General features: G+C 66.2%; 11 protein-coding genes, 1 tRNA gene and 1 pseudogene. 11 read left to right on the forward strand and 2 right to left on the reverse strand.

Features of this window, described 5'->3' with window-relative positions; translation table 11 throughout:
- Positions 1-159 precede the first annotated feature (159 nt).
- From ACX9MO_RS09180 to ACX9MO_RS09195, 4 genes and pseudogenes are all read left to right on the forward strand, one after another.
- Complete coding sequence (locus ACX9MO_RS09180) at positions 160-297, forward strand: hypothetical protein (RefSeq protein ID WP_462214310.1); 138 nt, start codon at positions 160-162, stop codon at positions 295-297.
- 440 nt (positions 298-737) lie between these two features.
- A complete protein-coding gene (locus ACX9MO_RS09185) occupies positions 738-1049 on the forward strand; it encodes a hypothetical protein (RefSeq protein ID WP_462214311.1) in 312 nt (103 codons plus the stop codon).
- Positions 1050-1392: 343 nt separating this feature from the next.
- A pseudogene (locus tag ACX9MO_RS09190) lies at positions 1393-2273 on the forward strand (LysR family transcriptional regulator).
- 322 nt (positions 2274-2595) lie between these two features.
- The gene (locus ACX9MO_RS09195) at positions 2596-4005 is read left to right on the forward strand and encodes a phospholipase D family protein (protein WP_462214312.1); all 1410 of its coding nucleotides are present in this window, start codon (positions 2596-2598) and stop codon (positions 4003-4005) included.
- 85 nt (positions 4006-4090) lie between these two features.
- Here the strand turns inward: ACX9MO_RS09195 and ACX9MO_RS09200 are convergent.
- Positions 4091-4176 (reverse strand) — tRNA-Leu (locus ACX9MO_RS09200).
- A 149-nt stretch (positions 4177-4325) separates the two neighbouring features.
- Between ACX9MO_RS09200 and ACX9MO_RS09205 the strand changes: the two genes are divergently transcribed.
- Positions 4326-5309 carry a complex I NDUFA9 subunit family protein gene (locus ACX9MO_RS09205; protein WP_462214313.1) on the forward strand — a complete coding sequence of 328 codons (984 nt, stop codon included), beginning with the start codon at positions 4326-4328 and terminating at the stop codon, positions 5307-5309.
- A gap of 96 nt (positions 5310-5405) precedes the next feature.
- Here ACX9MO_RS09205 and ACX9MO_RS09210 read toward each other — a convergent pair whose 3' ends face one another.
- Positions 5406-6206, reverse strand: a complete 801-nt coding sequence (locus tag ACX9MO_RS09210) for an undecaprenyl-diphosphate phosphatase (protein ID WP_462214314.1) — start codon at positions 6204-6206, stop codon at positions 5406-5408.
- A 227-nt stretch (positions 6207-6433) separates the two neighbouring features.
- Between ACX9MO_RS09210 and ACX9MO_RS09215 the strand changes: the two genes are divergently transcribed.
- The 6 genes from ACX9MO_RS09215 to queG all read left to right on the forward strand — a co-directional run bounded on the left by ACX9MO_RS09215 (position 6434) and on the right by queG (position 15843).
- Positions 6434-7873 (forward strand): NAD(P)-dependent oxidoreductase, encoded by a 1440-nt coding sequence (locus ACX9MO_RS09215; RefSeq protein WP_222490619.1) that lies wholly within the window; start codon positions 6434-6436, stop codon positions 7871-7873.
- Positions 7874-7915: 42 nt separating this feature from the next.
- Positions 7916-8356: a GFA family protein gene (locus ACX9MO_RS09220; RefSeq protein ID WP_462214315.1), complete on the forward strand. Its 441-nt coding sequence runs from the start codon at positions 7916-7918 to the stop codon at positions 8354-8356.
- A gap of 13 nt (positions 8357-8369) precedes the next feature.
- On the forward strand, positions 8370-12911 hold the full coding sequence (gene gltB / locus ACX9MO_RS09225) for a glutamate synthase large subunit (RefSeq protein ID WP_462214316.1): 4542 nt from the start codon (positions 8370-8372) through the stop codon (positions 12909-12911).
- Between the two features lie 294 nt (positions 12912-13205).
- A complete protein-coding gene (gene mtgA / locus ACX9MO_RS09230) occupies positions 13206-13970 on the forward strand; it encodes a monofunctional biosynthetic peptidoglycan transglycosylase (RefSeq protein WP_462214317.1) in 765 nt (254 codons plus the stop codon).
- Between the two features lie 68 nt (positions 13971-14038).
- Complete coding sequence (gene fzlA / locus ACX9MO_RS09235; protein WP_222492858.1) at positions 14039-14704, forward strand: FtsZ-binding protein FzlA; 666 nt, start codon at positions 14039-14041, stop codon at positions 14702-14704.
- A 104-nt stretch (positions 14705-14808) separates the two neighbouring features.
- Positions 14809-15843, forward strand: coding sequence for a tRNA epoxyqueuosine(34) reductase QueG (queG, locus tag ACX9MO_RS09240; RefSeq protein ID WP_462214318.1), 1035 nt, complete (start codon positions 14809-14811; stop codon positions 15841-15843).
- Positions 15844-15860 lie beyond the last annotated feature (17 nt).

The following is a 15860-nucleotide window of genomic DNA, read 5'->3' on the forward strand; positions in this document are numbered from 1 at the left end:
GTTTGTCTGCCTGCACGACAGGGATGCCGATTGTTCGGTCAGGCCGAAAAGAGGGTTCATTCCCCGCCCTCTGGTATCCCTGGGCGGAGTGCATATCTCTGGTACGGGAGGCGCAGACCGCGCTTCACGCCCCATTCAGAGGCCAACAGGAGGGTCATCATGCACCTGCTTTTCCTCACCTGCGCCGCCCTCGCCGCGATCGCCCTTGGCGGTCAGCTGCGGGCCGCCCAGCCCCGCCCGGCCCTCGCCGTGGTGCCCGTGACTGGGCGCGACGCCCGGCCCGCACGACGGTACTGACCACTGCGGCCCGCCAGACGGGCGGGTCAGGCTTCACTCCGAAGCATCGACATTACCCAAGACCACCACTCACGCAGGGCGCCCCACGGGGCGCCCTTTTCGCATCTGTGCCGGTTCGGGACGGACAGGGCCCAAGTCCGGTGGACAATCGCCGGGTGGCTGTTTCTCTCTCGCCAATAACCCGGGCGGTCCGCTCTGGCTGCTGCCCTCAAGCGGTTGCGCGGCGCAGGGTGCCTTCCGTGGCGAGTGGCCCATGGATGGTATGTTGATGGTCGGACGGGTCACTCAGAGTTCATTCTCGAATAGGCCTGCTGATCGAACAATGAATGCAATGATTGATGTCTAATCTCGGAAGGTATGGTGCCTATCTCTTGTTCTGTAAGGCACGACGAAAACAGTCGCGCACCACACTGGACACACACCGACCAAGGAGAGATGTCATGAAATTCGCAGCACTTGCCGCCACCGCCCTGACGATCACCGCGGGTGCAGCCGCTGCGGCACCGCTTGCTCAGGAGGCACAGCAGGTTACCCGCAACGTGCCCGCCGAACTGATCTATGCGCCGACCGACCAAGCCGCGCAGATCAACGACGAGGTTCCGGTGACCCGCGGCACCGTCCGCCACACGGACGCCGACCAGTTCTACAGCTTCGGCGACCGGGCCAAGATGGGTCTGGATGCGGAGCGCACCGTGGGCGTGACAACCTTCCCCCGCGGTGAAACGGGCCCGCTCCCCGATAACGGCCGGTAAGGGCCACGGGGCAGGGCGTGCCGCTCCAGAGGGGCGGCCCCGTTGAAGGCCCCGCTGACCCACCCCACGACCCTCCCGATTTCCTCGGGACCACGGGGCGCGTTTCCCGGACGCGACCCCCACGAGGAAGCCGCCGCTCCCGCCTGACTCCTCCCTGACATGCAGGCGGTGACGCGGCGGCGCTTCGCCACCGGTCCTTCGGGACCCTTGCACTTTTGTGCACTATTCTGATCCAATGGCGCCATGATTGGTTCGTGGTGGCCGGTTGATGGCCTGTCCATCCACCCGTCCCTGCGTCCTCGCCGGCGTCAGGGTTTCAGGCGTTTCAACAAGGATGAACGGCATGGATACCGTCGCACTGCAGGCCTATGCACTGATCATCGAGGAGGGCAGTTTCTCCGCGGCTGCGCGGCGGCTCGGCATCTCCAAGAGCATGTGCTCCAAACATATCAGCGATATCGAGGCCCGGCTTGGCGCCCGGTTGCTGACCCGCTCCACCCGCTCCGTCCGTCCGACGGCGATCGGGCTGGACTACTACGGCAAGGTCCGGCGGATCCTCGACCTCATGGCCGAGGCCGACGAGAGCGTGAAGGCCGAGGTGAACACCGCCTCGGGCCGGCTCAAGATCGGTGCGCCGCTGTCCTACACCAATGCCGTGTTGCAGCCTCATATCCTGCGGTTCTGCCGGAACTACCCGGCGATCCAGCTCGAGATGGTGCTAGACGATGGCATCGTCGACCTGATCGGTCAGGGCTACGACGCCGCGATCCGGGTGGGTGAACTGGAAGACAGCGCGTTGCACGCCCGGCGCATCGACAGCGTCTCGACCTTCATCGTGGGCGCGCCGGCGTACCTTCAGGAATACGGTATGCCCGAGCGACCCGGCGACCTCGCCCAGCATCGGGCGCTGCACTATACCAACATGCGCGGTGCGGGCACCTGGCCGTTCCGGCTGGGACGCGAGGTGCAGCATCAGAAGGTGCACCCCGCCTTCATGACCAATAACGGCGAGATGATCCGCGCCGCGGCGGTGCTGGCATGGGGCTGGCCTTCATGCCCGAGTTCCTGATCCGAAAGGACGTGGAGGAAGGGCGCCTGGTCAGCGTGCTGACGGAATACGAGATGCCCGAACTCCCGGTGAACATCGTCTATCCGTCGCGGCGCAATGCCTCTGCGGCGCTGCGGGTTCTGCTCGACTTCGCGCCGCGGATGGAGGTGCGCTGAGCCAGCGCGCCAGGATTGTCGCCTGATCCGACCTGCCCCGGAGCCGTTCGTTCGGCCCCGGGGTTTCTGTCTGGGCAGCAGCTGTGGTCGTGGCGCCGCGTCCGCGCGGGAGTCGTCGCGCACCTCCTTGATTCGGGTCGCGCCGCAGGCTTTCATGGCCGCGATGGCGCCCGTGGGGGCCCGCAGTTAGGCAAGTATCATGGCAGTGTTTCCCGTCTCCGGTCGTCTCAACCCCCTGTCGCGGCCGGGGGACAGGATGCGGGGGGCGGGCCTGGCGCTGCTTTTGTGTGGTTTGGCGGGCTGCGTATCGCTGGATGCCACGGTGCCCCGCAGCGAACCGCGCCCACAGACCGAGGTGCCGGTGGTGGCCTCTAGCGGGGCCGCGCCGACCCGCGTCATGCCGCTGGTGGAGGGCAACGACGCCCTTGGCGCGCGGTTGAGCATGATCGACCGCGCCCAGCATCGCATCGACATCCAGACGTTCCTGATCCGCCCCGACATGGCCGGGGCGCTGGTTTCGCTGGCGCTGATTGACGCCGCCGACCGCGGTGTCGCCGTGCGCCTGCTGGTGGATGACGCCATGACCACGGCGCGGGATTCGCAGATGGCCTTCCTGTCCTCGCACCCGCGGATCAGCGTGCGGGTGTTCAACCCTCTTGGCGTGCGGTCGTCCAAGGCGCTCAGCTACCTGACGGACTTTCCCCGGGTGAACCGGCGGATGCACAACAAGGCCTTCATCGTCGATGGCCGCCACGCCATCCTCGGCGGGCGCAATATCGCGGATGAATATTACCAGATCGATACCGAATCCGAGTTCGCGGATTTCGACCTGTTCCTGACCGGCGGCGAGGTGGCGGATCTGACCAAGGTCTTCGAGCTCTACTGGAACGACGGCTTCTCCCTGCCGGTCGAGGCCTATGCCCGTCCCGCGCGCACCGACTTCCGCGCCGTGATCGAGGAGGTGCTGGCCCGTAACGCCGAACGCGGCGCAGGGGATGTCTACCGGCAGGCGGTCGGCTCGACCTACCTGAAGGACGTGCTCTCGGGGCGGCGCGCGCTTTACTCCGCCACGGCGGAGGTGCTGTCGGACACGCCGGACAAGCTGCGCCAGAAGGTGCGCGGCGGGCCCCGGCTGCTGGCCGAGGGGCTGATGCAGCGCATCGTCGCGGCGCAGAAGCAGGTGACGATCATCACCCCCTACTTCGTGCCGGAGGAATGGGGCGCGTCGATGCTCGAAGAGCTGGTGGCGCGCGGGGTCCGGGTGCGGGTGGTGACCAATTCCCTTGCCGCGACCAATCATCCCTACGTGCACGGCGGCTACCTGCCCTTTCGCGATCGCCTGCTCGCGGCGGGGATCGAACTCTACGAGGTGAAGCCCTTCCTGCGCGACGCGCCCGACCATCGCCTGACCATGCACACCAAGCTGGTGCTGATCGACGATACCGACACATTCGTGGGATCGCTGAATTTCGACCCGCGCTCGATCAAGGTGAACACGGAGATGGGCGTCGTGGTCCACAGCGCGTCGCTGACCCGCGATCTGCTGGCGGGGATCGAGGATGACATCGCCCGGCTGACCTACCATCTCTCGCTCGATTCCGAGGGTAAAACGCTCTGGTCGGCGCGCGATGCGGGCGGTGCCTACAGCTTCCACGATGAGCCCACCGCCGGGGCGTTCCGGAAGCTGATCGCGAACCTCGCCTGGCTCCTGCCGGTGGATGGGCAGCTCTGACCGCGGCGCGGCGGAGCGGTCGGCCATAACGGAAAAAGCCCCTGAAACCGATTGGTTTCAGGGGCTTTTTTCTGCCAACGGCAGTTGGTGCCCAGGAGAGGACTCGAACCTCCACGACCGTAAGGTCACTGGCACCTGAAGCCAGCGCGTCTACCATTCCGCCACCTGGGCAGGTGCCGTGGAGGGGCGTATATTGATGCTGGCGGGGGGTGTCAACGAACTTTTTGCAGGTTTTTATCCATTCTCTTCTTAACGCCTTGCCGGGGCCCGGGTGGGGGGCTAGGAACAAGGGGAAAGCGCGGTAGCGGGGAGATTTCTTGATGGCAAAGCTGGTGACCATTTTTGGCGGTTCGGGCTTCATCGGGCGCTATGTGGCCCGCCGTATGGCTCTGGATGGCTGGCGCGTGCGCGTCGCCGTGCGCCGTCCGAACGACGCAGGTTTCGTCCGGACCTATGGCAACGTCGGCCAGGTCGAGCCGGTGTTCTGCAACATCCGTGATGACGAGTCGGTCCGGGCCGTGACCCGCGGTGCCGATGCCGTCGTGAACTGTGTCGGCGTGCTGGTCGAAAGCGGCAAGAACTCCTTCGAGGCCGTGCAGGCCGAGGCGCCGGGCCGGATCGCGCGCATCGCGGCAGAGGAAGGCGTGGCCTCCCTCGTCCAGCTCTCGGCGCTTGGGGCCGATGCCGGATCGGCCAGCGACTATGCCCGCACCAAGGCCGCCGGCGAAGAGGCCGTGCTGGCCGCCTTCCCCGGCGCCGTGATCCTGCGTCCCTCCGTGGTCTTCGGGCCCGAGGACGAGTTCTTCAACCGCTTCGCCTCGATGGCGACCCGCGGCCCGGTCCTGCCGGTGGTCGGCGGTGACACCAAGTTCCAGCCGGTCTTTGCCGATGACGTGGCCGCAGCCGCGCAGCTCGGCGCCGAGGGCAAGGCGCCCGGTGGCATCTACGAGCTGGGTGGCCCCGACGTGGTGACCTTCCGCAAGCTGATGGAAGACATGCTGCAGGTGATCCGGCGCAAGCGCATCGTGATGAACGTGCCCTTCGGCGTGGGCAAGCTGATCGGCTGGGTCTTCGACCTGATCCAGAAGGTGACCGGCGGTCTGCTGACCAACAAGGTGCTGACCCGCGATCAGGTGAAGAACCTGAAGAGCGACAACGTGGTTTCCGACGGGGCCAAGGGCTTTGCCGATCTGGGGATCACCCCGGTCGCCTATGGCGCGGTCCTGCCCAGCTACCTCTGGCGCTATCGCCAGAGCGGCCAGTATTCCGACATCAAGAATTCGGCCCGCAACCTCAAGATCTGAGGCCAAGAACTGAAGTTCGGCCCGCAGGACATGAAAAGGCCCCGCTCTCGCGGGGCCTTTTGCGTTCGGGAGAGGCAGCCGGGCGGCAGGGTCGGATCAGGCGTAGATCCAGATCAGCAGCACCACGCCGAGGATCAGCCGGTAGATGACGTAGGGCGTGTAGCTGACGCTGCGCAGCAGGCGCATCATCAGGGTCAGCGCCACGAGGGCCGAGAGGAAGGAGAAGACGGCCGCGATCGCCATGTCGGTGAGGGAGGCCTCTCCGGTCGCGATCACCTCGGCCAGCAGGTAGGCGGCGCTGGCGATGATCGTCGGGATCGACATCAGCATCGAGAGCTTGGCCGCGTCGCGCCGGGTATAGCCCAGCATCAGCGCCGAGGTGATCGTGATGCCGGACCGCGAGGTGCCGGGGATCAGCGCCACCGCCTGCCACAGGCCCATGATCACCGCGTCCTTCACCGACCATTCCCGGTCCTGCTTGAGGCCGCCCTTCTTCTGGTCCGCCCAGTAAAGCAGCAGGCCGAAGCCGATCATCGTCACCGCGATCACCGTGGCGGAGCGCAGCAACTCATCGATGCCCGTCGCCTTCAGCAGCAGGCCGAAGAGGATCACCGGGATCGTCGAGAGGATCAGCAGGAAGGCGAGCTTGGAGCCCGGGGTGTCCATCTTGCCGCAGAGCGCCCGCGGCAGGCCAAAGGTCGCCTCGCGCACATCGGCCCAGAAATAGAGGATCACCGCCCCCAATGTGCCGACGTGAACGGCGACATCCAGCGCCTGCCCCTGATCCGCCGCTCCTGTCAGAGCGGGAATCAGGATAAGATGCCCGGAGGACGAGATGGGGAGGAATTCCGTCACCCCCTGGACCACGGCCAGGAGCAAAAGGTGCAGGAGAGTCATCAGGAGCTCCGATGGTTTCGAGAGTCGGTTTCACCTTTAACCGGTGGTCCCGAAAAGGAAAGTGGGACGGTAGGTATCATATCGGACCTATTTTCGGGGGGAAAAATGACCTCTGACTGGCATTGGGGGCATTTTTCTGATATATAAGTCAGCACTTCTGACTTTTATTCATCCGGGACATTCCGTAAAGAGAACTCCGATCTAGGGACACTAGGAAAGGCAGCGACGTGGCGAAGCAACCTATGCTGAAATTCGTGACCGTTGAACGCGACATGCCCGTGAAGCGTGGCGCCGAAACGCGGAACAAGGATTTCGACGAAATCTACGCTGAATTTGCCGATGCGAAGGCCAAGGAGCAGTCCAGCCGTTGCAGCCAATGTGGCGTGCCCTATTGCCAGTCGCATTGCCCGCTGCACAACAACATCCCCGATTGGCTGAAGCTGACCGCGACGGGCCGCCTGCAGGAGGCCTACGAGGTCAGCCAGGCGACCAACACCTTCCCGGAAATCTGCGGTCGCATCTGCCCGCAGGACCGCCTGTGCGAGGGCAACTGCGTCATCGAGCAATCGGGTCACGGCACTGTGACGATTGGCGCTGTCGAAAAATACATCACCGATACCGCATGGGAAGAGGGCTGGGTGAAGACCATTACCCCTGTGGTTGAGCGCGACCAGTCGGTGGGAATCATCGGCGCGGGCCCCGGCGGCCTCGCGGCGGCCGACATGCTGCGCCGCGCCGGCGTGCAGGTCACCGTCTACGACCGGTATGACCGCGCGGGCGGGCTGCTCACCTACGGCATCCCCGGCTTCAAGCTGGAGAAGGACGTGGTCATGCGCCGGATCGAGCAGCTGGAAAAATCCGGTGTCGAATTCGTGCTGAACTGCAACGTGGGCGAGGATCTCTCCTTCGATGCGATCCGCGGCAAGCACGACGCCGTGCTGATCGCCACCGGCGTCTACAAGACCCGCGACCTGACCGGCCCCGGTGCGGGCGCCGACGGGATCGTGCGCGCCATCGACTACCTCACGGCCTCGAACAAGGCCTCGAACTTCGGCGACGAAGTGCCCGAGTTCACCAGCGGCGAGCTGAACGCCAACGGCAAGAAAGTCGTGGTCATCGGCGGGGGCGACACCGCGATGGACTGTGTCCGCACCGCTGTGCGTCAGGGCGCCGAGTCGGTCAAATGTCTCTACCGCCGCGACCGGGCCAACATGCCCGGCTCGCAGCGCGAAGTGCAGAATGCCGAGGAAGAGGGCGTCGAATTCGTCTGGCTCTCGGCGCCCAAGGCCTTCGCCGGCGACAGCGTCTCCTCGGTGACCGTGCAGAAGATGCGTCTCGGCGCGCCGGATGCCTCGGGCCGTCAGAGCCCCGAGGTGATCGAGGGCGCCGACTACGCCGAGGATGCGGACCTCGTGATCAAGGCGCTCGGCTTCGAGCCCGAGGACCTGCCGACGCTCTGGGGCCAGCCGGAACTGGCCGTGACCCGCTGGGGCACGATCCGCGCCGAATACGGCACCGGCAAGACCAGCCTCGATGGCGTCTTTGCCGTGGGTGACATCGTGCGCGGCGCCTCGCTGGTGGTCTGGGCAATCCGCGACGGGCGCGACTGCGCCACTGCGATGCTCGATTACCTCAACACCGGCGCCGAAGCGGTCGCTGCCGAGTAATCACCGCGGGCCGGGACGGAGCGGATCAGGGAGACGGGGACGATGGAGACCATCACGGGGCACTGCCTCTGCGGCGCCGTCACCCTTACCCTGACAACCTACCGGGCCGAGGTCGGCGTCTGCCACTGCGCCATGTGCCGGCGCTGGAGCGGCAGCGCCTACGCCTTCTTCACCGCCCCCGATGACGCGATCCGTGTCGCGGGGGAGGTGCGCACCCACCGCTCCTCCTCGTTCTCGCAGCGGAGCTTCTGCCCGACCTGCGGCAGCAGCCTCTGGCTGAAGGACGACGGAGCGGAGGAGACGGAATTCTGCGCGGGCCTCTTCGAGGCGGCCCGCGACTTCCCGCTGATCAGCGAAGCCTACGTCGATCAGCGCCTCACCGCCCTCACGCTCGAGGGCGACCATCGGCGGGTGACTGCCGAGACCTATGAAGAGACGTTTCCCTTCGTCCCCACGGCCGAGCTGCCGCAGGGGCGGACCTGAGAAGGAGCCAGCCATGACGACGTTCGACGAAAACTGGGTCGCAGCCGAAGAAGCCAAGCGCAAGTGGATGGCGGAGAACTCGCTGTTCCGCGAAGAGGACGAGAAGTCCTCCTGCGGCGTGGGCCTCGTCGTCTCCATCGACGGCAAGAAGAGCCGCAAGGTGGTCGAGGCGGGCATTCAGGCGCTCAAGGCGATCTGGCACCGCGGCGCGGTGGACGCAGACGGCAAGACCGGTGACGGCGCGGGCATCCACGTGCAGATTCCCGTCCCCTTCTTCTACGACCAGATCAAGCGCACCGGCCACGAGCCGCGCACGGATGAGCTGATGGCCGTGGGCCAGGTCTTCCTGCCCCGCACGGATTTCGGCGCGCAGGAAGCCTGCCGGACCATCGTCGAGACCGAAGTCCTGCGCATGGGCTACTACATCTACGGCTGGCGCCACGTGCCCGTGGACATCACCTGCCTTGGCGAGAAGGCCAACGCGACCCGCCCCGAGATCGAGCAGATCCTGATCTCGAACTCCAAGGGCGTGGATGAAGAGACCTTCGAGCGTGAGCTCTACGTGATCCGTCGCCGGATCGAGAAGGCCGCCGCCGCCGCGCAGGTGAACGGGCTCTACATCGCGTCGCTGTCCTGCCGTTCGGTGATCTACAAGGGCATGATGCTGGCCGAGCAGGTCGCCGTCTTCTACCCCGACCTGATGGACGAGCGGTTCGAGAGCGCCTTCGCGATCTACCACCAGCGCTATTCCACCAACACCTTCCCGCAGTGGTGGCTGGCGCAGCCCTTCCGGATGCTGGCCCACAACGGCGAGATCAACACCATCAAGGGCAACATCAACTGGATGAAGTCCCACGAGATCCGCATGGCCTCGTCCACGTTTGGCGACATGGCGGAAGACATCAAGCCGATCATCCCCGGCGGGTCGTCCGACTCCGCCGCGCTGGATGCCGTCTTCGAGGTGCTGGTGCGGGCCGGCCGGAACGCGCCCATGGCGAAAACCATGCTGGTGCCCGAAGCCTGGTCTCAGCAGGCGATCGAGCTGCCGCAGGCGTGGCGCGACATGTATTCCTACTGCAACGGTGTCATGGAACCCTGGGACGGCCCCGCCGCCCTCGCCATGACCGACGGTCGCTGGGTCTGTGCCGGTCTGGACCGGAACGGCCTGCGCCCGATGCGCTATGTCGTCACCGGCGACGGCCTGCTGATCGCGGGCTCCGAGGCCGGCATGGTGCCCTCGAACGAGGCCACCGTGCGTGAGAAGGGCGCGCTTGGCCCGGGCCAGCTGCTGGCCGTCGACATGGCAAGCGGCAAGCTCTACCACGACACCGAGATCAAGGACAAACTGGCCGCCTCGCAGCCCTTCGGCGAATGGGTCGGCAAGATCACCGATCTGGATCAGCCGCTCTCGGCCGTGACCGAGAAGGCGCTCTATACCGGGGGTGAGCTGCGCAAGCGGCAGATCGCGGCGGGCTATTCGATCGAGGATCTGGAAACGGTGCTCTCGCCGATGGCCGAGGACGCGAAGGAAGCGCTCGCCTCGATGGGCGACGACACGCCCTCCGCGGTTCTGTCGAACAAGTACCGCCCGCTGAGCCACTTCTTCCGGCAGAACTTCTCCCAGGTGACCAACCCGCCGATCGACTCCTTGCGCGAATTCCGCGTGATGAGCCTCAAGACGCGGTTCGGCAACCTCAAGAACGTGCTCGACGAAAGCTCGGCCCAGACCGAGATCCTCGTGCTCGACACGCCCTTCGTCGGCAATGCGCAGTTCGAAGAGCTGATGACGCATTTCAACGCCGACATGGTCGAGATCGACTGTACCTTCCCGGTGGGCGGCGACGATGGAGACGCGCTGCACAAGGGGCTGGAGCGGATCCGCGCCGAGGCCGAGGACGCCGTGCGTTCCGGCGGTGGCCACATCGTTCTGACCGACCATCACCAGGGCCCCGACAAGGTGGCCATGCCGATGATCCTTGCGACGTCGGCGGTGCACTCCTGGCTGACCAAGAAGGGCCTGCGCACCTTCTGCTCGCTCGGTGTGCGTTCGGCTGAATGCATCGATCCGCATTACTTCGCCGTGCTCATCGGCGTCGGTGCGACCATCGTGAACCCCTACCTCGCCGAGGACAGCCTCGCCGACCGGATCGACCGGGGCCTGCTCGACGGCACCCTGACCGAGAACATGGCCCGCTACCGCGAAGCCATCGACCAGGGCCTGCTCAAGATCATGTCCAAGATGGGCATCTCGGTGGTTTCGTCCTATCGCGGCGGTCTGAACTTCGAGGCCGTGGGCCTGTCCCGCGCCATGGTGGCCGAGTATTTCCCCGGCATGACCTCGCGCATCTCGGGCATCGGTGTCTCGGGCATCCAGAAGAAGGTCGAGGCCGTGCACCAGCAGGGCTGGCTGGGCGGTCAGGACGTCCTGCCGATCGGCGGCTTCTACAAGTCGCGCAAGTCGGGCGAGACCCACGCCTGGGAAGCGCAGACCATGCACATGATGCAGGCCGCCTGTAACCGCGCCTCCTACGAGCTGTGGAAGCAGTATTCCGCGCGGATGCAGGCGAACCCGCCGATCCACCTGCGCGACCTGCTGGCGATCAAGCCGCTCGGCACGCCGGTGCCGATCGAAGAGGTCGAAAGCATCACCTCGATCCGCAAGCGTTTCGTCACGCCGGGCATGTCGCTGGGCGCGCTGAGCCCCGAGGCCCACAAGACGCTGAACGTCGCCATGAACCGCATCGGTGCGAAATCCGACAGCGGCGAGGGCGGCGAGGATCCGGCACACTTCGTGCCCGAGCCCAACGGCGACAACCCGTCCGCCAAGATCAAGCAGGTGGCCTCGGGCCGGTTCGGCGTCACCGCCGAATACCTGAACCAGTGCGAAGAGCTTGAGATCAAGGTGGCCCAGGGCGCCAAGCCCGGCGAGGGTGGCCAGCTGCCCGGCATGAAGGTCACCGACCTGATCGCGCGGCTGCGGCATTCGACCAAGGGCGTGACGCTGATCTCGCCCCCGCCGCACCACGACATCTACTCGATCGAGGACCTTGCCCAGCTGATCTACGATCTCAAGCAGATCAACCCGGGCGTGAAGGTGACGGTGAAGCTGGTGGCCTCCTCGGGCGTCGGCACCATCGCCGCGGGCGTGGCCAAGGCCAAGGCCGACATCATCCTGATCTCGGGCCACAACGGCGGCACCGGGGCGTCCCCGGGCACCTCGATCAAGTTCGCCGGTCTGCCCTGGGAAATGGGCCTGACCGAGGCGCACCAGGTGCTGGCCATGAACAACCTGCGCGAGCGGGTGACCCTGCGGACCGACGGTGGCCTGCGCACCGGCCGTGACATCGTCATGGCCGCCATGATGGGCGCCGAGGAATACGGCATCGGCACCGCCGCGCTGATCGCCATGGGCTGCATCATGGTCCGCCAGTGCCAGTCGAACACCTGCCCGGTGGGCGTCTGCACCCAGGACGACAGCCTGCGGGCCAAGTTCACCGGCAACGCGGACAAGGTGGTGAACCTCATCACCTTCTACGCCACCGAGGTGCGCGAGATCCTCGCCTCCATCGGTGCCCGGTCGCTGGACGAGGTGATCGGCCGCGCCGACCTGCTGAGCCAGGTCAGCCGCGGGGCCGAGCATCTGGATGATCTCGACCTCAACCCGCTGCTGATCACCGTCGATGGCGCCCATGCCATCGTCTACAACCGCGACAAGCCGCGCAACGCCGTGCCCGACACGCTGGATGCGGAAATCGTGCGCGATGCCGCCCGCTTCCTGAAGGACGGCGAGAAGATGCAGCTCTCCTACGCGGTGCAGAACACGCACCGGACGGTGGGCACGCGGACCTCGTCGCACATCGTGCGGAAGTTCGGCATGCGCAACGCGCTGCAGCCGGATCACCTGACCGTCAAGCTGACCGGCTCGGCCGGCCAGTCGCTGGGCGCCTTCGCGGCCCCGGGCCTCAAGATCGAGGTGGCGGGCGAGGCGAACGACTATGTCGGCAAGGGCCTCTCGGGCGGCACCGTCGTGGTGCACCCGCCGATGTCCAGCCCGCTGGTCGCCTCCGAGAACACGATCATCGGCAACACCGTGCTCTACGGTGCGACTGACGGTTACCTCTTTGCCGCTGGCCGCGCGGGCGAACGCTTCGCGGTGCGGAACTCGGGCGCCAAGGTGGTGATCGAGGGCTGCGGCTCCAACGGCTGCGAGTACATGACCGGCGGTGTGGCGGTGATCCTCGGCTCGATCGGCGCGAACTTCGGTGCGGGGATGACGGGCGGCATGGCCTATCTCTATGACCCCGAGGCGAAGTCCGCCTCGCTGATGAACATGGAAACGCTGGTGACCTGCCCGGTCACGGTGGCCCATTGGGAAGCCCAGCTGAAGGGCCTGATCGAACGTCACGCCGAGGAGACCGGCAGCCGCAAGGCCAAGGACATCCTGCAGCACTGGGACGTGGAGAAGGCGAACTTCGTGCAGGTCTGCCCGAAGGAGATGCTGGTGCATATCCCGCATCCGCTCGCCATCGAAGAGGCCGCGATGCCCGCGGAGTGATCTGCCGGTTCATGGATGAGAAGGGGCCCCGTCGGATGCGACGGGGCCTTTTCGTTTGGGGGGGCTGCACCGCGCGCTCCGGCCGGGTGCTGCGCTGCCGCTCAATCATGCCATGTCTGGCCGGTCTCCCCGGCCCTTTGGACTTAAGCCCGTGCCCTGCGCGGACGGGGGTCTGTACCGGGGCAACTGGCAGAGGTCAGCTCCTGCGCCGGGCACGGCGCTTCGCCGCGTCTTCCCGTCCCGTCAGCCGCCGTTTCGCTTCCGCGTGTCCCGCCCTTGGCCTATAGTCGCGCCGTGGCACGACAGGCAAAATCATCGGGCAAGCCCCGCAAGGGCAAGGCCACCGGATCGAAGGCAAAGGCCGGGACGGCGAAGAAGGCGCGGATCAAACCGGTCCGCTGGCTTCTGCGAATGTCCCTGCGCGCCCTTGCCGTGGCGGTCGTTCTGGTGCTGCTTCTGGTGCTGGTTACCAGCAAGGCCAACCCGCCCATGGGCGTCTACATGCGGCAGGAGCAGGCCCGCCTCGGCACCATCGAACGCACGTGGGTGCCGCTCTCCGACGTGGCGCCGGTCATGGCGCGGTCCGTGGTGGCGGCGGAGGATGCGAACTTCTGTACCCACTGGGGCTTCGACATGAGCGCGATCCGCACCGCCATCGAACAGGGCGGGCGGCGCGGCGGGTCGACGATCACCCAGCAGGTGGTGAAGAACGTCTTCCTCTGGCACGGGCGCAGCTATGTCCGCAAGGCGCTGGAGGCGCTGCTGACCCCGGTGGTGGAAACCTTCTGGTCCAAGCGCCGCATCGTCGAGGTCTATCTGAACGTGGCCGAGTTCGACGAGGGCATCTTCGGCGTCGATGCCGCGGCCCGGCATTACTTCGGCGTGGCTCCCGACACGTTGAGCGCGCTTCAGGCGGCGCGACTGGCCGCCGTGCTGCCCGCACCGCAGAGCTGGTCGGCCTCCAACCCCAGCAATTACGTGCGCAAGCGGACCGGGATGATCATGGACGGGGCGGCTACGATCCGCGCGGATGGCCGCGCCGCCTGTTTCGAGGATTGAATTTCCCCGTTTTCACAGGCAAGGACGTGGAACCTTCGAAACATCGGCACATCTTTCCGCTCATGACCATGGCCCGCCTCTATCACGTCCCGCTCTCCCCCTTCTGCCGCAAGGTCCGCCTCGTGCTGGCCGAGAAGAAGATCGATTGCGAGTTGGTCGAGGAACGCTACTGGGAGCAGCACCCCGACTTCCTGCGCCGCAATCCGGCGGCCAAGGTGCCGGTGCTGCGGATCGACGGCAAGACCATGTCCGAGAGCGGCCCGATCTGCGAGTGGCTGGAGGAGATGTATCCCGATCCGCAGTTGATCCCCGACACGCCGGACGAGCGCTATGAAGTGCGGCGGCTGGTGAACTGGTTCGACGACAAGTTCCACCACGAGGTGACCTCCAAGCTGCTCTACGAGCGGGTGAACAAGAAGGTCACCGGGCAGGGCTATCCGGACAGCAAGAACGTGAAGTTCGGCGCGCAGCGGATCAAGTTCCACCTCGATTACATGACATGGCTGCTGGACCACCGGCGCTGGCTGGCCGGTGACCGCATGACGCTGGCGGATTTCACCGCCGCGGCGCATCTGTCCTCGCTTGACTATATCTCGGACGTGGACTGGAACCGCTCCGAGGCGGTGAAGGACTGGTACGCCAAGATCAAGTCGCGGCCGGCCTTCCGGAAGATCCTGATCGACCAGGTCCCGGGCTTCCCGCAGCCGCCGCATTACTCCGACCTGGATTTCTGACCGGCGATTTCTGACTGGCGACGTCTGATTGGCGACCGGGCGGGAAGGGGGGCCAGCCCCCCGTCGCGTGCCGCGACTCCCCCCGGGATACTTGGGAAACGAAAATGGACGAGGTGAAGACCCGGCTGATCGCGCGCGCCCTCGAGGAAGGGTTCGATGCCGCGCGGATCTGCCGGCCGTCCGCCGTGCCCGAGGTGGCCGGGCGGCTGAGCGGGTTCCTGGAGGCGGGCTATCACGGGCAGATGGGATGGCTGGAAGATCGCGCCCATTGGCGCGGCGATCCCGCGGCGCTCTGGCCCGAGGCGCGCTCCGTGATCATGCTGGCGGAGAGCTATACGCCGCAGGATGATCCGCTGGCCGGGCTTGCCGAGCCGGAGCGCGGCGTGATCTCGGTCTATGCGCGGGGCAAGGATTACCATGACCTCGTGAAGAAGCGGCTGAAGCGGCTGGCCCGCTGGCTGATCGCCGAGGCAGGCGGCGAGGTGAAGGTTTTTGTCGATACGGCGCCGGTGCCGGAGAAGCCCCTGGCGCAGGCGGCGGGGCTGGGCTGGCAGGGCAAGCACACCAATGTCGTCTCGCGCGAATTGGGGAACTGGATGTTCCTCGGGGCTGTCTTCTCGACGCTGGAGCTGCCGGTCGATGCGCCGGAGGTGGATCACTGTGGCTCCTGTCGGCGCTGCCTGACGGCCTGCCCGACGGACGCCTTTGTGGCACCCTACCGGATGGATGCGCGGCGCTGCATCTCCTACCTGACGATCGAGCACAAAGGCCCGGTGGCGGAGGAGCTGCGGGGGAAGATGGGCAACCGGATCTACGGCTGCGACGATTGCCTTGCGGTCTGCCCGTGGAACAAGTTCGCGCAGGCGGCGCGGGAGATCGGCTACCAGCCGAAGCCGGGCAATACGCTGCCCGAGCTGGCGGAGCTGGTGGGGCTGGACGATGCGGGGTTCCGCGAGCGGTTCCGCGGCTCGCCGATCAAGCGCATCGGGCGCGACCGTTTCGTGCGCAACGTGCTCTATGCCATCGGGAATTCGGGCGCGGCGCATCTGCTGCCGGCGGCGCAGGCGCTCTGCGAGGATGCGGACGAGGCCGTGGCCGACGCCGCCCGCTGGGCCGTGGCCCGGTTGCGCCCCGCCTGAGCGGGGCGCGCAGGGTT

The organism is Pseudooceanicola profundus (assembly GCF_054919315.1).

Coding starts and splice junctions, on each gene's coding strand:
- ACX9MO_RS09180 (WP_462214310.1), top strand. CDS start 160: ATGCACCTGCTTTTCCTCACCTGCGCCGCCCTCGCCGCGATCGCCCTT.
- ACX9MO_RS09185 (WP_462214311.1), top strand. CDS start 738: ATGAAATTCGCAGCACTTGCCGCCACCGCCCTGACGATCACCGCGGGT.
- ACX9MO_RS09205 (WP_462214313.1), top strand. CDS start 4,326: ATGGCAAAGCTGGTGACCATTTTTGGCGGTTCGGGCTTCATCGGGCGC.
- ACX9MO_RS09210 (WP_462214314.1), bottom strand. CDS start 6,206: ATGACTCTCCTGCACCTTTTGCTCCTGGCCGTGGTCCAGGGGGTGACG.
- ACX9MO_RS09220 (WP_462214315.1), top strand. CDS start 7,916: ATGGAGACCATCACGGGGCACTGCCTCTGCGGCGCCGTCACCCTTACC.
- gltB (WP_462214316.1), top strand. CDS start 8,370: ATGACGACGTTCGACGAAAACTGGGTCGCAGCCGAAGAAGCCAAGCGC.
- fzlA (WP_222492858.1), top strand. CDS start 14,039: ATGGCCCGCCTCTATCACGTCCCGCTCTCCCCCTTCTGCCGCAAGGTC.
- queG (WP_462214318.1), top strand. CDS start 14,809: ATGGACGAGGTGAAGACCCGGCTGATCGCGCGCGCCCTCGAGGAAGGG.